Genomic DNA, 17,615 nt, shown 5'->3' with positions numbered 1-17,615 from the left:
ACCGCCGATGGGGGATGCCATGGAACTGCGCCACCTGCGCACCTTTCGCGTCGTGGCGCGGACGCTCAACTTCACCCACGCCGCCGCCGAGCTGCACTACGCGCAGTCCAGCGTCACCGAACAGATCCAGGCCCTGGAAGCCGAACTCGGCGCGAAGCTGTTCGAACGCGGGCGGCGGCTGCGGCTCACCGGTGCCGGGGACAGGCTCGTCGGGTACGCGGACCAGGTGCTCGAACTCGTCGAGGAAGCCCGGGCCGCGGTCGACGAGGAACGCGGGGAACCCGAGGGCGATCTCACCATCGGTGCCCTGGAAACGCTGTGCGCCCAACGGGTTCCCGGAATCTTCGGCGCGTACCGGACGCGGTGGCCGCGCGTGCGCGTCACCCTCGAAGAGAGCGGCCGGGGCGAGCTCTACCAGGCCGTGCGGCAGTCCCGGATGGACGTTTGCTTCACCTTCGGCGCCCCACCGGCCGACCCGGCGCTGGCCAGTGCGTCACTGGGCACCGAACCGCTCGTCGTCATCTTCCCGCCGGGGCATTCCCTGGCCCGGCGGGAAGAACTCCGGCCCGCCGACCTCAAGGGCGTCGGCTTCCTGGCGACGCCGAAGGGCTGCGGCTTCCGGGAGATGCTGGACCGGATCGACGGGCCCGTCATCGAGGCGGAGGTCGGCAGCCTCGCCGCCCTCGCGCGGTGCGTGGCCGCCGGCCTGGGGTGCGGGCTCGTGCCCGCCCTCGTCGAGCACGCCGGCGCGGTCGCCGTCCCCCTGGCCGGGGCCACCACCGACGTCACCATGACGTGGCGGCGGCGCGACGAGCACAAGCCGGGCATCGCCGCGCTGCTCGCCACTGCCTACGCGTTGTCCAGCACGGACACCAGTTCGTCCGGCAGCTCCAAGGTGAAGGCCGGCGCGATCGACTCGTAGTGCTCCCACGTGCGCGGCCCGATCAGCGGGATGACGCCGTGGTGCAGCAGCCACGCCAGCGCCACCTGGTTGCCGGTCGCTCCCAGCGATGAGGCCACTTTAGACACTGCGGCCAAGCGCGCCTCACTGTCCGGACCCGCGTACGAACGCCAGATCGGGGTCGACTCCCGGTAGGCGGCGTCGTCGTAGATCCCGCGCAGCAGCGAGGAATACGCCGCCAGGGAGACGTCCGGGTGTTCGGAAAGCCAGTCCAGCAGCTCGGCGCCGGCGGTCGAGGACACGTCGGCACCCGTGGGGCGCAGGTACGAGTGCTGGACCTGGACCGCCACCGGCGAGGCCCAGCCGTTGACCAGTGCCAGCGAGCGGATGCGCTCCAGGCGCCACGTCCGGACGTTGCTCCAGCCGATGTACCGCACCTTGCCCGACCGGACCAGAGAGTCCAATGCGGACAGTGTCTCCTCGAGCGGGGTGCGCCGGTCGTCGACGTGGACGTAGTAGAGATCCAGGTGGTCGGTGCCCAGGCGGCGCAGGCTCGCCTCGGCCTCGCGCTCGATCACCGCCGCGCCGGCGCCCTCGAACTCGCGCTCCATCGCGTCCCAGTCCGTCGTGCCGTCCGGCCGCCGGGCGGCGCGGGCCGCCGGGAGGTCCGTGATGCCCGCCGACACCTTCGTCGCCAGGAAGACGCGGTCGCGCCGGCCCCGCAACAGCTTGCCCAGCAGGGTTTCGCTCTCCCCGCCCGAGAACTGCTCGCCCACCCACCAGGCGTAGCAGTTCGCCGTGTCCAGGAAGTCGCCGCCGGCGTCGAGGTAGGCGTCCAGGATGCGGGCGGACGTCGGCTCGTCCGTCGACGTGCCCATCAGCATGCAGCCCAGCGACACCTGGCTCACGTACTGGCCGGTCCGGCCCAGTTCCACCTTTTTCATGCCGACCACGCTAAGCCCGGATCGGTCCGGTACTACAGTCCAATACCGTGGCTGGATCACAGACCGATTGGGGTGTGCTGCTGGAACTCGCCGGGTCCGGCCCGAAACACGAACAGCTGGCCAGGGCCCTGCGCAAGGCGATCCGGGACGGCGTCCTGGACGGCGCTGTCCCGCCGAGCCGACGGCTCGCCGCCGACCTCGGGTGCTCGCGGTGGGTCGTCACGCAGGCCTACGCCCAGCTGGTCGCCGAGGGGTACCTGGCCGGGCGCACCGGCTCGGCCACCCGGGTCCGGCGGGTGGGCGACGCGGTGGCGGCGCAGGAGCCGGCGCACCCGGCGCCGCCGCGATACGACCTCGCGCCGGGCCTGCCCGACCTGCGGAACTTCCCCCGCCGTCCGTGGGCGGAAGCGGTGCGCGAAGCCCTGGCGACCACGCCACACCCGGACTTCGGGCTGCCCGAGCCCGGCGGCCACCCCCGGTTGCGGCGGGTCCTTGGCGACTACCTCCGGGGGGTCCGCGGCGCCGCGCCCGGCACCGTGGTGGTCTGCGGCGGCGTCACCGACGGCGTGACCAGTGTGTGCCGCGCCCTGGTGGAGCGCGGTCGCACGCGGCTGGCCGTCGAAGATCCCGGGTGGACGCGGTTGCGGCGGGCGGCCGAAGGCGCCGGGATGACCGTCGACCCGGTGCCGGTCGACGACGAAGGCATCGACGTCGGGCGGATCCCGGCGGGCGTCCGCGCGGTGCTCGTCACGCCCGCGCACCAGTTCCCCACCGGCTCCGTCCTCTCGCCGCGGCGGCGGGCCGAGCTGCTGGCCTGGGCGCGCGACGTCGACGGGCTGATCCTCGAAGACGACTACGACGCCGAGTTCCGGTACGACCGGCGGCCCGTCGGCACCGTCCAGGGCACCGACCCGGGACGGGTCGCGCTCTTCGGATCGGTCAGCAAGACCCTCAGCCCCGCGCTTGGGCTCGGCTGGGCCGTCCTGCCTCCACGGTGGACAGTGCACGCGCACCCGCCACCGGTCGTCGACCAGCTCGCGCTGGCCGGCTTCGTCGAGAGCGGCGGCTACGACCGGCACCTGCGCAGCGCCCGGCTGCGCTACCGCGCCCGGCGCGACCGGCTCGTCGCCGCACTGGGGCCCGTGCGGCTCTCCGGTGTCGCGGCCGGGCTGCACCTGGTGCTCCACCTCGACCAGGACGCCGCGGCGGTGGTCCGGCGGGCGAAGGCGGCCGGCGTCAAGGTGACCGACCTCGACGACTACCGGACCGCGCCGGGCGAGCCCGCGCTCGTCCTCGGCTACGGCAACCTCGCCGACACCGGCGTCGAGGCCGCCGCCCGGCTGCTCCGGCGGGCGATGACAACGGTTTGACCTGGATGCCGCCTTCTCAAACGGCCGCCGATGTGAAAAGCTGCTGGACAGTCCGCTTTTGACAACGTTGTCACGTGGGAGGTGCGCGCCCCATGGGGTCGCCAAGCAGACAACTGATCGCCGCGGCGGCCGTCGGGCTCGTGGTCGCCGCCACGACCCAGGCCACCGCCCACGCCGCCACGCCGGTCGACCCGGTGAGCCTGGTCAACCCGTTCGTCGGCACCCAGAACTTCGGGAACACCTTCCCCGGCGCGAGTGCGCCGTTCGGGATGGTGCAGGTCAGCCCGGACACCGGCGGGCAGGGTGGCTACGACTACCTGCAGAACGCGATCTACGGCTTCAGCCAGACGCACCTGTCCGGCGTCGGCTGCGGCGTGATGGGCGAGCTGCCGATCATGCCGACCACCGGCGCCGTGGACAACGTTGACAAGGACGCCTACAAGTCCGGGTACAGCCACGACGACGAGCACGCCGAGCCCGGCTACTACCGCGTCGGGCTCCAGAAGTACGGCGTGAACGCCGAGCTGACCGCGACCGCGCGCACCGGCTGGCAGCGCTACACGTTCCCGTCGACCGGGCAGGCGAACGTCCTGTTCAACACCGGCCAGGCCAACCAGTCCGTGAAGGACTCCGAGATCCACGTCGTCGGCGACCGGACCCTCGAAGGGCGGGTCAAGGCCGGCGGGTTCTGCGCCGGCCACGACGAGCACACCGTCTACTTCACCGCCACCTTCGACCGGCCGTTCAGCTCGTTCGGCACCTGGCGCGGCTCGGCGCGCACGCCGGGCGGCCGCGACGCCGCGGGCACCGGCGGCAACGGCGCCTGGGCGAGCTTCGACGCGACCACCGACCACGACGTCGTGCTCAAGGTCGGCCTGTCCTACACCGGTCTCGACGGCGCCCGGAAGAACCTCGCGGCGGAGACGTCGGACAGCTACGACTTCGACGCCACCCGCGCGGCCCTGCACCGGCAGTGGGCCGACCGGCTCGGCGCGATCCGGATCGCCGGCGGCACCACCGAACGGCAGACGGCGTTCTACACCGCGCTCTATCACGCGCAGCTGCACCCGAACCTGGCCGGCGACACCGACGGGGCGTACACCGGCTTCGACGGCAAGGTGCACACGGCGAGCGGCTACACGCCGTACCAGAACTTCTCGCTGTGGGACACCTACCGGCCGCAGAACCAGCTGCTGGAGATGCTGGAACCGCAGGTCGCGCGGGACGTCGCCCTGTCGGTCGTCGCCATCGGCCGTGACGGCGGGTGGCTGCCGCGGTGGGCGCTGGCCGAGAGCGAAACGAACATCATGACCGGCGACCCGGTGACCCCGTTCCTCGTCGAGGCGTGGTCGAAGGGCCTGCTCGCCGGCCACGAAGAAGAGGCGTACGCGCTGCTCAAGAAGAACGCGACGAGCACGCCGCCCGCCGACTCGCCGTACAACGGCCGCTCCGGCGTCGGCTACTACAACGAGCGCGGGTACATCCCGAGCGGGCTAACGCTCGGCAAGGACTGCGCGGACAAGGGCGGCGACAACGACTGCACGCACCCGGCGTCGGCGACCATGGAGTACGCCGCGGCGGACGCGTCCCTCGCACTGATGGCCCGCGGGCTCGGCCACGGCGCCGACGCGCGGATGTTCGCCGACCGCGGCCAGTGGTACCGCAACCTCTGGGACTCCTCGATCCAGCAGTTCCGCCCCCGCACCGCCGAGGGCACCTTCGTCACGCCGTACAACCCGGTCGACGCGGGCCACCAGTTCCACGAAGGCGGCGCCTACCAGTACCAGTGGCTCGTCCCGCAGGACCCGGCCGGCCTCGTCTCGCTGATGGGCGGCCGGGCGGCGACCGAGAAGCGGCTGGATTCGTTCTTCGCGTACGGCAACCTCCTGAAGGACCCGGCCGGCACCGCGCGGACCGACTGGATCGCCAGCCCGTACGACTACTACGGCAAGGCGACGTACAACCCGAACAACGAGCCCGACCTGCTCGCGCCCTACATGTACAACTGGGTCGGCGCGCCGGCGAAGACCGCGACCGTCGTCCGCGCGGCGATGACGTTGTTCACCACCGGCCCCGACGGCATGACCGGCAACGACGACCTCGGCACCATGTCCGCCTGGTACGTCTTCTCGTCGCTGGGCCTGTACCCGACGATGAGCGGCGCGAACTTCCTAGCGGTGTCGAGCCCCCAGTTCGAGTCGGCGACCGTCCGCATCGGACAGTACGGAGCTTCGCAGGGCGGGACGCTGACGGTGTCGGCGCCGGGCGCGAGCGACACGAACCGGTACATCCAGAGCGTGTCGCTCAACGGCCGGGACGTCCGCCGGACGTCGCTGGACTGGTCGGCGCTGGCGCACGGCGGGACGCTCTCGCACAAGCTCGGCTCGCGGCCGTCGTCGTGGGGCACCTCGCCGTCGGCGACACCGCCGTCGGTGAACGACGCGGCGGGCGACCAGCGGCGGCACGTCGACGCTTCGCTGCGGCAGACGTCCGTGGTGATCCCGGCCGGCGCGGCGCAGCAGGTGCACCTCGACCTCGACGTGGTGGCCCAGAACCCGGGGCTTCAGCCGGTGACGGTCTCGATCACGGCGCCGTGGAAGAGCCGGGTCCAGCCGTTGCTCGTGCTCTGGTCCGGACGGCTGCCGGTGCAGCAGACGGTGCCGATCACGGTGAACGTGCCGGCGGACACGGCCCTCGGGACGTACCCGGTGCAGGTCAAGGTGTCGGGTCTCGGCGCGAACACGGTGACCCGCTCGGCGACGGTCGAGGTCCGGACGCCGTCGACGTGCGTGTCGCCGGGCGCGCAGTGCGCGGTGGACCTGACCCGCGACCGCAACCACGACGGCACGGCCACGGTGGCGGCGTCCGATCAGGGCAACTTCGACGGCGGCGGCTGGAGCTACGACGCGGCCCTGCTCCCGGCGGCTGGCCCGGTGGTCTGGGACGGCGTCACGTACGCGGCGCCGGACGCCTCGGGAACGGCCGCGAACTTCGTCGAGGCCCGCGGGCAGTCGCTGCTGCTCCCGGCGGGTCAGCACACCGCGCTTCGCATCGTCGGTGCCTCGCACAACGGCCCGGTGTCGACGACGGTGACGGCGCACTACACGGACGGGACCAGCGCCGACCTGGCCGTGACGTTCGGTGACTGGGCGGGGTCCGGCAGCCCGGTGGTGCTGGAGATGCCGCACCGGATCAAGGCCGGGAGCGGGGTCGACGGGCCGCCGGTCCGGTTGTTCGGGATCTCGGCCGCGTTGGACGGCGGGAAGACCGTGCAGTCGGTGAGCCTGCCGAACGACCCGCGGGTGGAGGTCTACGCGCTCACCCTGGCGTGACGGTCCGGTTCGCCGGTTCCCCGGCGAACCGTTCCGCCAGGTCAGGGAAGCCGAACACGGTGATCCGCGCGATCCCGCCGTTTTCCACTGTCAGCACCGCGACCCCGAAGGGGTCGCCGCGGTACCAGACGGCGGCCGCGGGTTGGCCGTTCGCGCGGCTCGGGGTCATGCGCCACTCTCCGGGCTCGCCGATCACGTGTCGCAGGAATGCGACGCAAGTGCGCTTCCCGGCGAACCACGTCCGGGACGGCAGCGCCTCGATCACCGCGTCCTCGCGCAGCAGCTGTTCCAGCGCGGCCAGGTCCGAGCGCTCGAACGCCGTCATGTACCGCTCCAGCAGCGCGCGCTGCTCCGGCTCGGTCAGCTCGCCGGCCGCCGGGGCGTCGCGGAGGGTCGCCCGGGCTCGCTGGAGCGCGCTCTTCACGGCAGCCACGCTCATCCCGAGCATCTCCGCGACCTCGGTCGCCGGGAACGCCAGGACCTCCCGGAGGATCAGGACCGCGCGCTGCCGGGGCGGGAGCAGCTGCAGGCCGGCGATCAGGGCCAGCCGGACGCCGTCGCGGGCTTCCGCGATCGCGGCCGGGTCCGCCGACTCCGGGGTGATCAGCGCGTCCGGGATCGGGAGCGGCCAGTCCTCGGCCAGGACGGCCGGGGCGTCCGGGTCCGTCGACGGCGGGCCGAGGCCCGAGGGGAGCGGAAGCCGCCCGCGCTGCCGGAGAGCGGTGAGACAGGCGTTGGTCGCGATCCGGTAGAGCCACGTCCGCAGCGACGCGCGGCCCTCGAAGCCGTCGTACGCCCGGAACGCCCGAAGGTAGGTCTCCTGGACGACGTCCTCGGCCTCGTCGGGCGTGCCGAGCATGCGGTAGCAGTGCGCCAGCAGCTCACGCCGGTACGGCTCGAAGTCCACGCTCATACCTTGGCCGACCCGCGCGGGCGGTGAAAGGAATCGGTCAGGTACGAACTTCGGGCGGCTGCTTCAGGCGACGATCCGCGGTTCCGACGCCAGCCGCGACAGGACGTGGGTGAGGCGGCGGGCCGCCACCTCCCACTCCTCCAGCGCGCTGCCGCGGCCGAGCGCCGCCGTGCGCAGGGAGCGTCGGAGCTCCGGGTCCGCGTACCAGCGGTGGAGCGCGTCCGCCATGGCGAACGGGTCGTCCGGCTCGACGAGCACGCCCGGCATCTCGCCGTCCGCGTCGACGCCGAGTGCGTCGTACACCCCGCCCACCTCGGTGGCCAGTACCGGAATGCCGCGGGCCAGCGCCTGGGCCACGAACATGCCGGACGTCGCCGCGCGGGCCGGGATGACCAGCAGGTCCGCCGCGTTGTAGGCCGCTCCGAGGTCGACCGCGTCGCCCGCCAGGGTGATCCGGTTGCCGAGGCCGAGGCGCTCGATCGTCCAGCCGAGCTCGTCGACGTACGCCCGGTCCACCTCCAGCGAGCCCGCGAAAACGCAGGACAACGCCAGGTGGTCGACCTCGCCGAGGGCCTGGACCAGCACGTCGTGGCCGTTGCGGCGGGTCACGTCGCCGACGCAGAGCAGCCGGGACACGCCGTCCGCGCCCGCCGCGAGCGGGGCCGCGTCGGTGCCGGGCTTGGCGACGTAGACCCGGCTCGGGTCCAGGTCGTGGCGGTCGATCAGCAGCCTCGCGAGCCACGGGCTGGTCGCGACGACCATGCCGGCCATCCGCAGCGTCTCGCGCTCGCACGCGTCCAGCTCCGCCGCGTGCGCCGGGGCGAGCCCCGGCTCGTCGGCCAGGGCCTGGTGCACCAGGATGGCCAGGCGCAGCCGCCGCGCGTGCGGGACGACGATCTCGGGGACGCCGGCGGCGATCATGCCGTCGAGCAGCACGACCGTCCGGTCCGGCAGCGCGGCCAGCGACCGCGCCAGCCGACGGCGGGACGTCGCGTCCGGCTCCGGCCAGTCGCCGGCGATCGGCAGCTCCAGGACCGGCTGGCCGACGGCAGGCAGGGTCTGGCACATCCGCTTGTCGTAGGTGTCGCTGCCCGGCGGGGCGGCCGGGAGGATGAACACCATCGGGTCGGCGGGCCTCATCGCGCACGCCGGAGCAGGTCGGGTTCGGGAACAGACACGGCTACCTCCAGCGTGGGTCGACGGCGGTGACGGCTCATACGTCACACGCACCCCAGGCCGGGAAGGTTCAGCTCTGCGCGTCGATCATCCAGATGCCGTTCTGCTGGACGAGCGTGAAGGTGTCGTTCTCGGGGTTCCCGCCGTCGTAGGTGACGTGCGCCGTGACCCGGCCCGGCCCGACTTCCCTGGGGTTGCTGACCTGCACCGACTTGTACCGTCCCCAGAAGCTCTTGTAGGTCTCGTAGGTCTGGTTGCGCGAAGCCTTGAAGTGGGGCGTGAGCAGGTTCCAGGCCGCCGCCGGGTTGCCCGGCAGCAACCCGTAGTAGGCGACGAGGGCGTCGACGGCGGTCTTCGACGAGGCCACGGTCGACACCGTCGGCGAGGTCGACGGAGCCGAGGTCGCCGAGGTCGGCGGCGTCGGCGAGGGGGAAGAGGACGGTGCCGTCGAGGGCGTCGCGGACGGGGACGCCGAGGTGGACGGCGTCGGCGACGGCGGGGCGGCCGCGTTGTCCTGCGGCGGCTTCTGCCGCACGATCAGCAGGATCGCCACGACGACCGCCACGCACAGCAGCGCCGCGCCCGCCCCGACGGCGATCAGGCCCTTGCGCGCGCCCGGCGACACCGTGGTGACCTCGCCCGCGGGCACGGCGACCGCGGCCGGCACGGTCGGGACCGCGGGAGGCTCGGTTTCGGGCACCGTCTCCGCCAGCACCGAGTCGCCCGGTTCCGCGTCCTCCAGCAGCGCACGCAGCTCCTGCTCGACCTCGTCCATCGACGGCCGCTCGGCCGGCTCGGTGGCGAGCATCCGCAGCAGCAGCGGCGTCAGCCTGCCCGCCTTCTCCGGCGGCACGATCTCGCCGCTGGAGGCCTTGTAGAGCAAGGCGATCGGGTTGTCGGCGGTGCCGTAGGGCGACTGCCCCTCGACGGCGGCGTACAGCGTGGCGCCGAGCGAGAAGACGTCGGCGGCGAAGTCCGCGTCCTCCCCGCGGGCCACCTCGGGCGCGAGGTACGCCGGCGTTCCGGCGATCTCGCCGGTGGCTGTCAGCTTGACGTCACCGATCGCGCGTGAGATGCCGAAGTCGGTGATCTTCGCCGTGCCGTCCTCGGAGACCAGGATGTTGGCCGGCTTCACGTCGCGGTGCACGACCCCGGCGCGGTGCGCGCCGGCCAGCGCCGAGCTGATCTGCACGCCGATGCGGATGGCGTCGTCCACCGTGGCGGGCTGCTCGCCGAGCACGAGGGCCAAGCTCTTCGACGGCAGGTACTCCATCACCAGCCACGGCCGGTCCTCCTCCTCGAGGACGGCGAACACGGTGATCGCGTGGGAATGCTGCAGCCGCGCGGCGATTCGCGCCTCGCGCATCGCGCGGTTCTTCGCTTCCTGGGTGCGTTGCTCGTCGTGGTCGTGCGGCAGCAGGAGTTCCTTGATCGCCACGGTGCGGTCGAGCTTTTCGTCCTGGGCCCGCCACACCGTGCCCATCGCGCCGCCGCCGATCGGCTCGAGCAGCCGGTACCGATCGCGGATCCGGCGACTTTCCACGAGCATCCACCATTCTCCGAAGTGGCCGACGAGATCCGGTCAGCATGCCAGGCTGGGCGGCCGACCGGTACCAACGTAACCGAAAACCTTGCGCGGACAGCGCAAACAAGCGCTGTGGCGCCGCCCACGGTGTACCCCGGAATCCTAACGAACAACCCCGTACGCACGATCAAGTGCGTCCACGATCTCCTTGCGCAGCCCGGCGCCGACGGCGATCGTCGCCGCGGAACCGACCGTGTGCTCGCTGCCGTCGCGGTCGACGACGGCCCCGCCCGCCTCGCGCACGAGCAGCACGCCGGCCATGGTGTCCCACGGGTTGTTGGACAAGATCAGTGCGGCGTCGAGCTTTCCGTCCGCCACCCAGGCGAGGTCGATGGCCGCCGTCCCGAGCATCCGGATCTTCTGCGCCCGCGCGCCGAGGTCCGAAAGGAGCAACAGGCGCGCGCGGTTCTTCTCCTCGGCGAGCTCGCCGATCGCGAAGTCCCCGACGGCGATCATCGCGTCGGACAGTTCCGTCGCGGTGGAAGCGCCGACGCGCTCTCCGTTCGCGAAGGCCCCTTCGCCGCGCGCGGCGGTGTAGGTGACTCCGAGGTACGGCAGCGTGATCGCGGCGACCGTGCTGTGTTCGCCGTCCACGAGCGCCAGGGAGATCCCGCAGAGTGGAATGCCGCGGGCGAAGTTCGCCGTTCCGTCGATGGGGTCGAGCGCCCACCAGCGGCCGCCGCCGGCGCCGCTGCGGCCGCGCTCCTCGCCGAGCACGCCGATCTCCGGCGTCTCGGCGGCGAGGAACTCCCGCAGCGCGTCCTCGACCGCGGTGTCGACATCGGTCACCAGATCGCGATCGCCCTTCGCGGAAACGGAAAAATCCGGACGCGACCTGACGATCTCCGTCGCCTTGGCCACGGCCTCGCGCGCGACGTCCAGTAGTGCGGCATGCTCGGTCATGCCACCAACCTAGTGAAGGGCCGCGCCCATGACCGATCTGTTCCCGCTCGCCACCACCGCCGACGAGCAGGAGCGGCGGGCGTCGGTGGCGGTGCTGCCGGTGGGCAGCTTCGAGCAGCACGGCGCGCACCTGCCCCTGGCGACCGACACGGTCATCGCGGCGACGCTCGCCAAAGCCGTCGCCGGGGCGTACCCCGTCCTCCACCTGCCGCCGATCACGATCTCCTGCTCGCACGAGCACGCGGGGTGGGCGGGCACGGTGAGCATTTCGGCCCGCACCCTGCACGCGGTGGTCACCGACGTCGCCGCGTCGCTGAAAGCGTCCGGGGTGGACCGGCTGGTGCTGGTCAACGGGCACGGCGGCAACTACGTACTGTCCAATGTGGTCCAGGAGGCGGCGGGCGCGATGGCGCTCTTCCCGGGCGTCGCCGACTGGCAGGCGGCCCACACCGCGGCCGGCCTGCGGACGTCACTGGACGACGACATGCACGCGGGCGAGCTGGAGACGTCGATCCTGCTGCACGCCCACCCGCACCTGGTCCGCCCGGGTCACGAGACGGCCGACCACGTCACCGACCGGGAACACCTGCTGACACTGGGCCTGCGGGCGTACACGGAGTCGGGGGTGGTCGGCCGTCCTTCGCTGGCCAGTGCGGCCAAGGGGCACGTCCTGCTGGACACGCTCGTCCAGCGCTTCGCCGCGGTGCTCGAGGTGTTAGGCGCCTGAGTAGGCCTGGCCCAGGTGCGGCAGCAGGTGGGCCATCCGCTCGGCCTTCGTCCGGAGGTACCGCAGGTTCTCCGGGTTCGGCGGAACCAGCAGCGGAACCTGCTCGCTGATCCGGATTCCGTAGCCGGTGAGTTGTTCGACCTTCTGCGGGTTGTTGGACAGCAGCCGGACCGAGCGGATGCCGAGGTCGGTGAGGATGCCCGCCGCCGCGTGGTAGTCGCGGGCGTCGACCGGCAGGCCCTGCGCGACGTTCGCGTCGACCGTGTCGAGGCCCTCGTCCTGCTGCAGCCGCATCGCCTCGAGCTTCGCGAGCAGGCCGATCCCGCGGCCCTCGTGGCCCTGGACGTAGACGAGCACGCCCGAGCCCTCCTCGACGATGCGGTCCAGCGCCACCGCCAGCTGGTCGCCGCACTCGCAGTGCGTCGAGCCGAAGACGTCGCCGGTCAGGCACTCGCTGTGCACCCGGACCAGGGCGCCCAGCGGGGCGACGTCGCCGTACACCAGCGCGACCTGCTCGGTGCCGGTGCGGTCGAGGTACCCGAACGCGCGGAACGTCCCGTGCCGGGTCGGCAGCCGGGTCTCGACCACCCGCTCGACCACGGCCCGGCGCGGCAGCTCCCCCACGATGTCGCTTGCTGTCATGCCTCCACCTCTCTATCCCGGCACTTTCACGTGAAAGTGCCGGGCCGTTCGTGCGGCACTTTCACGTGAAAGTGCCGTCCGGTGCACCCCGGCGACGCTCCGGACGAGCAGGACGCCGGCGCCGGGCAGGCTCGCGACCAGCGTGAGCACGCCGTAGACGACGGCGACGGTGACACCTTGGGCGGCGCCCAGACCGGCCGCGCCGAAGAGCAGGGCGCAGACGCCCTCGCGCGGGCCGAAGCCGCCGACGTTGAGCGGGAGGCCCATCGCGAGCAGCGCGAGGACCATCAGGGGCACGAGCTGCCACACCGGCGCGCCGACCCCGGCGACCCGGGCGGCGACGACGAACAGCGCCAGGTGCCCGGCCAGGGTCGCGACGGACAGGAAGCCCACGCTGGGCCACGTCTCGCGGGTCAGCAGGCCGAGCCGGAGGTCGGCCAGGGTGACGGCGAAGCCGCGCCGGAACTTCGACGGGCTGTGGATCCACCGCCCGCCGAGCAGGCGGCCCACGACCAGCGCGGCGACGGCGGCCAGCACGACGACCACCCCGGCCACCACGACGACCTCGCGGAACGCCCCGGGCACGACCGAAGGCGACGCCAGCACGACGGCGACGGCGGAGGCGATCAGCACGATCTGGCCGGCGGTGCGTTCCAGGACGACGGCGCGCACGCCGCGCGGCACGTCACCGCTGTCGCGGCCGTGCTGCACCGCGCGGTGGACGTCGCCGAGGACGCCTGCGGGCAGCACGCCGTTGAGGAACAGCGCGCGGTAGTAGTCGGCGACGGCGGTGCGGAGCGAAAGCCGCAGGCCGAGCCGGGTGGCGACGATCTGCCAGCGGCCCGCGCTGAACAACGTCGTCGCGAAGCCGACGGCGAGCGCGGCCAGCACGCCGGGCGCGCTGATCCGGCCGAGCCCGTCGAGGAAGGCGGCGCTGCCGAGCTGCCAGACGAGGACCGCGAGGATGCCGACGGCGCCGAGGATCCGCAGCCAGGCCAGTGCGCGCTTCACGCCGCCGCCTCCAGGCTCGGCGGCAGGACCAGCAGGTCGCCGTGGTGGATCACCGCGTGCAGCTCGCCGGCCGCCGCCATCTCCAGCCGTCGCCGCAGGTAGACGTCGGCGACCGGGCGCAGCTGGGGCAGCTGCTCGACGGCGGCGCCGACCCAGCCCTCGAGCCACTGCCGCTGCAGTTCCGCCTGGTCCGGGCCGAGCCGCCAGGCGCTGTCCGCGCGGACGACTCGGGCGCCGAGCCCGGCGAACGCCGTCGCGGCGACGTCGACCGCGTTCGGGCCGAGCAGCCGCCGGCCGTCTTCGGCGACCCGGCGCTGGTGAGCGTTGAACGCGGCGGCGAGCGCGGGGTCGAGCGGGTCGGCGGGCGAGAGCTCCACCTTGCCGGTGACCGACAGCATCAGCAGCGCCGCGCAGCCCGCTTCGACGACCGCCGTGGCCAGCGTCGTGAGCTCGTCCCCGGTCAGCAGGTCGAGCAGCGCGGACGCGGTGACCAGCGACGTCCCGGCGAGGTCGGCGGCCCGCAGCGCGGTGATGTCGCGCTGCTCGGCGACCACGTCGACCGGGCTGCCGTCAAGCGCGGTGCCCGGGAGGCTCGCCTGCGCGTGGCTGAGCAGCTCGGTGTCGTGGTCGTGCAGGATCCAGTGCTGGGTGCCGGGCAGGCGGGCGGCCAGCCAGCGGCCGAGCGAGCCGGTACCGCAGCCGAGGTCGCGGATGACGACCTCGTCGCCGGTCCCCAGGTGGGCGCGGAGCGGGTCGAGCAGCTCGGTGGCGCGGGCCGCGGCGTCCGCGGGTTCGCGCAGGTAGAGCCAGTCCGGGGCGAACGCGGTCATGCCGCCGCCTCCTGCCGGAGGAGGATGTCGGCGATCCGGCGGGCGGTGTCGTCCCAGCCGGTCAGGGTCTCGCGGCGCAGCTTCGCCGACGCCCGCAGCCGGGTCCGCAGCGCCGGGTCGGTGAGCCAGCGGCGCAGGGCGGCGCCGAGCGCTTCGACGTCGTCGCCGGGGACGAGCATCCCGGGCACGGAGCCGTCGGGTGCGACGCCGACCGTGTCGGGCAGCGCGTCGACGTCGGTGGTCAGCACCGGCACACCACGGGCGAGGGCCTCGGTGACGACCATGCCGAAGGTCTCGGCGCGCGAAGGCAGCACGAGCAGGTCGGCGGTGTGGTAGGTCGCCTCGAGCGCCCGGCCGGTGCGCGGGCCGGTGAGCGTGAAGCGGGCGCCGAGCCGGTGCTCGCGCAGCCGCTCGACGTACTTGGTCTCGCGCCGGATGCCGCCGACGCATTCGCAGGTCCAGCGCAGGTCGGCGACGGTTTCGAGGGCCTGGGCGAGCACGCCCTGGCCCTTGCGCGGGGTCACGTTGGCCACGCAGACCAGGCGGGACACGCCGTCGGTGCCGACGGCGAGCGGGGCCGGGTCGACGCCCGGCGTCACCGAGTGCACGCGGTGCGGGGCCAGGCCGTGGTGCGCGATCAGCCGGCGCGCGGCCCACTCGCTGGTCGCGACGACCGAGCCGACCGCCCGCAGCGTCTCGCGCTCCAAGGCGTCGAGCTCGGCGGCGAGCGCGGGCGGCAGACCGGTCTCGTCGGCCAGCGGCAGGTGCACCAGCACCGACACCGACAGCCGCCGGGCCTGCGGGACGACGACCTCGGGCACCCCGCAGGCGACCAGGCCGTCGAGCAGCACCGCCGACCCGGTGGGCAGCGCGGAAAGCAGGTGGCCGAGGACCGCGCGGGCCTCCGTGTCCGGCCGCGGCCAGCTGCCGGCGACGGCGATCTCGTGCACGTCGAAGCCGGCGGCGCCGAGCCGGTCGCACATCCGGCGGTCGTAGGTGTTGCCGCCACTGGGGACGGACGAGTCGTCGACGTCGCCGGGGAGGACCACGTAAAGACTGTTCACAGTGCACGCTCGTAACTCGCCCACGCGATGTGCGATTCGTGCAGCGAGACGGCGATCCCTTCGAGGCCGCGCGCGCCTTCGCCGAGGCGTCCGGCGTGGACGGCGTCGGCCAGGCGGTCGGCGATGACCTTCGCGAGGAACTCGGTCGAGGTGTTGATCCCCTTGAACTCCGGCTCGTCGTCGAGGTTGCGGTAGTTCAGGTCGCTCAGCACCGCCCCGAGCTCCTCCGTGGCCTTGCCGATGTCGACGACGATGTTGTCCTCGTCCAGCTCGGCGCGGCGGAACGTCGCATCCACCACGAAGGTCGCGCCGTGCAGGCGTTGCGCGGGGCCGAAGACTTCCCCGCGGAAGCTGTGGGCGACCATCACGTGGTCACGGACGGTGATGCTGAACACCAAGACCTCCGATGCGTTCGGGTGGACGTGGTCACTGCGGCTGATACATGACACGGAGGCAGAGGGCGGAAAGTTCATTCGCGGCCAGGCGGGGTAACACGGACGGGAGATCTTCAAACCCGCATTCGCCACTGACCAGCGCTTCGAAGGCCGGATCGGCCAGCAGATCGAGCGCGACGGCGAGGCGCTCGGCGTAGCCGCGGTCCGGGCGCGCGACCGTCCCGACCTGGCTGCTGCGGATCACCAGGCGCCGCGAATGGAAGTTCTCGCCGAGCGGGACGCTGACCCGGCGATCGCCGTACCAGGACAGCTCCACGACCTCCCCTTCCGGCGCGAGCAGTTCCAGCGCGCGGGCGAGCCCGGCCTCGGTGGCGCTCGCGTGCACGACGAGGTCGCAGTCACCGAGCGCGTTCTCCGGAGCCGAGAAGTCGACCCCGAGCGCCGCCGCGGTCTCCGCCCGCGCCGGATCCACGTCGACCAGCTGAACTCTCGTCGCGGGGAAGCCACTGAGGAGCTTGGCGACGCTCGCGCCGACCATCCCGGCGCCGATGACGGCGATCCGGTCGCCGAGCCGCGGGCGCGCGTCCCACACCGCGTTCACCGCGGTCTCGACCGTGCCGGCGAGGATCGCGCGTCCCGGTGGGACGGACTCCGGCACCGGCGTCACCGCGGTCGCCGGGACGACGTACGCGGTCTGGTGCGGGTAGAGGCAGAAAACGGTCTTGCCTTCGAGGTGCGCCGGGCCACGTTCGACGACGCCGACGTTGAGGTAGCCGTACTTGACCGGGCCGGGGAACTCGCCCTCCTGGAAGGGGGCGCGCATGACGTCGTGCTGGCTCGCCGGGACACCACCGCGGAAGACGAGGGTTTCGGTGCCGCGGCTCACCCCGGAGCAGAGCGTGCGGACGAGCACGTCGTCCGGTCCGGGGGTGGGCAGCCGCACTTCGCGCAGCTGTCCCGAGCCGGGACGTTGAACCCAGAAAGCCTGTTCCACGTGTTTCTCCTCAGCGGGCGACCGGAGGCTGGTGTCGCCACCCTATGAGCAATTCGCGGAGTCGACGATGATCAAACACGACCTTCTCCTGCGCGCGGTGGTGCCGGCGCCGGTGCTCGCCGCGGGGGTCTTCGCGGGTGGTTTCCCGCTGCTCGCGTGGGCGACCGGCGTCGTATACGGCCTCGCGCTGGTGCTGCTCACCGAGTGGGGGCTGCGCCGCAGCGGCCGCGGCACCTTCGGGCCGGCGGACTGGATCACGTTCGCCCGCGCGATCCTCGTCGGCTGCGCCGCGGCGCTGATCGCCGAAGGTGATTTCTCCCTCGGCTGGCTCGTCGGGCTGGTCGGCGTCGCCCTGCTCCTGGACGGCCTCGACGGCCAGGTGGCTCGCCGCACGGGAACGGCGTCGGAGTTCGGCGCGCGGTTCGACATGGAGGTCGACGCGTTCCTGATCCTGCTGCTGTGCATCCAGGTGTCCCGCACGCTCGGGCTGTGGGTGCTGGCGATCGGCCTGATGCGCTACGCGTTCGTCGCCGCCTCGTGGGCGATGCCCTGGCTGACCGCGCCGCTGTACCCGAGCATGGCCCGCAAGACGGTCGCGGCGGTGCAGGGCGTCGTGCTGGTGGTCGCGGTCTCGGAACTGCTGCCTTCGCCGGTGACGCTGGCCGCGGTGGCGCTCGCACTGGCGTCACTGGTCTGGTCGTTCGGCCGGGACGTCGGCTGGCTGGCCCGCCACCGCGTCGCACCGGCCCGGATCAGCACGCTCCCCCGCACGCCTCTCCGCTACGGCCACAACCAGGCCGCCTGAAGGGGCACTTTCACGTGAAAGTG

At 72.8% G+C, this 17,615-nt stretch carries 16 protein-coding genes; 5 read left to right on the top strand and 11 right to left on the bottom strand.

Going from position 1 to position 17,615, the window contains the following annotated elements; genetic code table 11:
- Positions 1–19: 19 nt before the first annotated feature.
- Positions 20–922 carry a LysR family transcriptional regulator gene (locus tag DV20_RS41595; protein WP_043789295.1) on the top strand — a complete coding sequence of 301 codons (903 nt, stop codon included), beginning with the start codon at positions 20–22 and terminating at the stop codon, positions 920–922.
- Here the strand turns inward: DV20_RS41595 and DV20_RS41590 are convergent.
- The gene (locus tag DV20_RS41590) at positions 850–1,845 is read right to left on the bottom strand and encodes an aldo/keto reductase (protein WP_235191159.1); all 996 of its coding nucleotides are present in this window, start codon (positions 1,843–1,845) and stop codon (positions 850–852) included. The two genes, DV20_RS41595 and DV20_RS41590, sit on opposite strands and share 73 nt — an antisense overlap.
- A 47-nt stretch (positions 1,846–1,892) precedes the next feature.
- Here DV20_RS41590 and pdxR point away from each other — a divergent pair, with 47 nt between their 5' ends.
- Positions 1,893–3,215 (top strand): MocR-like pyridoxine biosynthesis transcription factor PdxR, encoded by a 1,323-nt coding sequence (gene pdxR, locus DV20_RS41585; RefSeq protein ID WP_235191158.1) that lies wholly within the window; start codon positions 1,893–1,895, stop codon positions 3,213–3,215.
- A 92-nt stretch (positions 3,216–3,307) separates the two neighbouring features.
- A complete protein-coding gene (locus tag DV20_RS41580) occupies positions 3,308–6,547 on the top strand; it encodes a GH92 family glycosyl hydrolase (protein ID WP_043789286.1) in 3,240 nt (1,079 codons plus the stop codon).
- Here the strand turns inward: DV20_RS41580 and DV20_RS41575 are convergent.
- The 4 genes from DV20_RS41575 to DV20_RS41560 form a co-directional block, all read right to left on the bottom strand.
- The gene (locus DV20_RS41575; RefSeq protein ID WP_043789284.1) at positions 6,534–7,460 is read right to left on the bottom strand and encodes an RNA polymerase subunit sigma-70; all 927 of its coding nucleotides are present in this window, start codon (positions 7,458–7,460) and stop codon (positions 6,534–6,536) included. The two genes, DV20_RS41580 and DV20_RS41575, sit on opposite strands and share 14 nt — an antisense overlap.
- Before the next feature lie 63 nt (positions 7,461–7,523).
- Positions 7,524–8,582 carry a glycosyltransferase family 4 protein gene (locus tag DV20_RS41570; protein WP_043789282.1) on the bottom strand — a complete coding sequence of 353 codons (1,059 nt, stop codon included), beginning with the start codon at positions 8,580–8,582 and terminating at the stop codon, positions 7,524–7,526.
- 124 nt (positions 8,583–8,706) lie between these two features.
- Complete coding sequence (locus tag DV20_RS41565) at positions 8,707–10,185, bottom strand: serine/threonine-protein kinase (RefSeq protein ID WP_043789280.1); 1,479 nt, start codon at positions 10,183–10,185, stop codon at positions 8,707–8,709.
- 138 nt (positions 10,186–10,323) lie between these two features.
- A complete protein-coding gene (locus DV20_RS41560; protein WP_043789279.1) occupies positions 10,324–11,124 on the bottom strand; it encodes an inositol monophosphatase family protein in 801 nt (266 codons plus the stop codon).
- Between the two features lie 28 nt (positions 11,125–11,152).
- Here DV20_RS41560 and DV20_RS41555 point away from each other — a divergent pair, with 28 nt between their 5' ends.
- Positions 11,153–11,851 carry a creatininase family protein gene (locus DV20_RS41555; protein ID WP_043789277.1) on the top strand — a complete coding sequence of 233 codons (699 nt, stop codon included), beginning with the start codon at positions 11,153–11,155 and terminating at the stop codon, positions 11,849–11,851.
- On the opposite strand, the gene ribA is transcribed toward DV20_RS41555, so the two are convergent.
- Genes ribA through DV20_RS41525 form a run of 6 tightly spaced genes read right to left on the bottom strand, consistent with a single transcriptional unit; the run spans position 11,840 to position 16,787 of the window.
- The gene (ribA, locus tag DV20_RS41550) at positions 11,840–12,493 is read right to left on the bottom strand and encodes a GTP cyclohydrolase II (protein WP_043789276.1); all 654 of its coding nucleotides are present in this window, start codon (positions 12,491–12,493) and stop codon (positions 11,840–11,842) included. The two genes, DV20_RS41555 and ribA, sit on opposite strands and share 12 nt — an antisense overlap.
- Before the next feature lie 12 nt (positions 12,494–12,505).
- Entirely contained in the window at positions 12,506–13,504 is a 999-nt protein-coding gene (locus DV20_RS41545; protein WP_043789274.1) for a lysylphosphatidylglycerol synthase transmembrane domain-containing protein, read from the bottom strand.
- On the bottom strand, positions 13,501–14,334 hold the full coding sequence (locus DV20_RS41540) for a class I SAM-dependent methyltransferase (protein WP_043789271.1): 834 nt from the start codon (positions 14,332–14,334) through the stop codon (positions 13,501–13,503). Before DV20_RS41540 ends, DV20_RS41545 begins: the two co-directional genes overlap by 4 nt.
- Positions 14,331–15,398, bottom strand: coding sequence for a glycosyltransferase family 4 protein (locus DV20_RS41535; RefSeq protein ID WP_043789268.1), 1,068 nt, complete (start codon positions 15,396–15,398; stop codon positions 14,331–14,333). Before DV20_RS41535 ends, DV20_RS41540 begins: the two co-directional genes overlap by 4 nt.
- Positions 15,395–15,793, bottom strand: coding sequence for a 6-pyruvoyl trahydropterin synthase family protein (locus DV20_RS41530; RefSeq protein WP_043789265.1), 399 nt, complete (start codon positions 15,791–15,793; stop codon positions 15,395–15,397). The genes DV20_RS41535 and DV20_RS41530 overlap by 4 nt, the downstream gene beginning before the upstream one ends.
- Before the next feature lie 31 nt (positions 15,794–15,824).
- Positions 15,825–16,787, bottom strand: a complete 963-nt coding sequence (locus tag DV20_RS41525) for a zinc-dependent alcohol dehydrogenase (protein WP_043789263.1) — start codon at positions 16,785–16,787, stop codon at positions 15,825–15,827.
- A gap of 67 nt (positions 16,788–16,854) precedes the next feature.
- Here DV20_RS41525 and DV20_RS41520 point away from each other — a divergent pair, with 67 nt between their 5' ends.
- Positions 16,855–17,592 (top strand): CDP-alcohol phosphatidyltransferase family protein, encoded by a 738-nt coding sequence (locus DV20_RS41520; protein WP_043789262.1) that lies wholly within the window; start codon positions 16,855–16,857, stop codon positions 17,590–17,592.
- Positions 17,593–17,615 lie beyond the last annotated feature (23 nt).

It is taken from the genome of Amycolatopsis rifamycinica (assembly GCF_000695625.1).
GTDB classification, from domain to species: Bacteria; Actinomycetota; Actinomycetes; order Mycobacteriales; family Pseudonocardiaceae; genus Amycolatopsis; species Amycolatopsis rifamycinica.
The sequence above is the reverse complement of the archived record's forward strand: the minus strand, read 5'-3'. Positions and strand labels throughout refer to the sequence as shown.

Coding starts and splice junctions, on each gene's coding strand:
- DV20_RS41570 (WP_043789282.1), bottom strand. CDS start 8,582: ATGGTGTTCATCCTCCCGGCCGCCCCGCCGGGCAGCGACACCTACGAC.
- DV20_RS41580 (WP_043789286.1), top strand. CDS start 3,308: ATGGGGTCGCCAAGCAGACAACTGATCGCCGCGGCGGCCGTCGGGCTC.
- DV20_RS41555 (WP_043789277.1), top strand. CDS start 11,153: ATGACCGATCTGTTCCCGCTCGCCACCACCGCCGACGAGCAGGAGCGG.
- ribA (WP_043789276.1), bottom strand. CDS start 12,493: ATGACAGCAAGCGACATCGTGGGGGAGCTGCCGCGCCGGGCCGTGGTC.
- DV20_RS41560 (WP_043789279.1), bottom strand. CDS start 11,124: ATGACCGAGCATGCCGCACTACTGGACGTCGCGCGCGAGGCCGTGGCC.
- DV20_RS41520 (WP_043789262.1), top strand. CDS start 16,855: ATGATCAAACACGACCTTCTCCTGCGCGCGGTGGTGCCGGCGCCGGTG.
- DV20_RS41595 (WP_043789295.1), top strand. CDS start 20: ATGGAACTGCGCCACCTGCGCACCTTTCGCGTCGTGGCGCGGACGCTC.
- DV20_RS41590 (WP_235191159.1), bottom strand. CDS start 1,845: ATGAAAAAGGTGGAACTGGGCCGGACCGGCCAGTACGTGAGCCAGGTG.
- DV20_RS41540 (WP_043789271.1), bottom strand. CDS start 14,334: ATGACCGCGTTCGCCCCGGACTGGCTCTACCTGCGCGAACCCGCGGAC.
- DV20_RS41575 (WP_043789284.1), bottom strand. CDS start 7,460: ATGAGCGTGGACTTCGAGCCGTACCGGCGTGAGCTGCTGGCGCACTGC.
- DV20_RS41565 (WP_043789280.1), bottom strand. CDS start 10,185: ATGCTCGTGGAAAGTCGCCGGATCCGCGATCGGTACCGGCTGCTCGAG.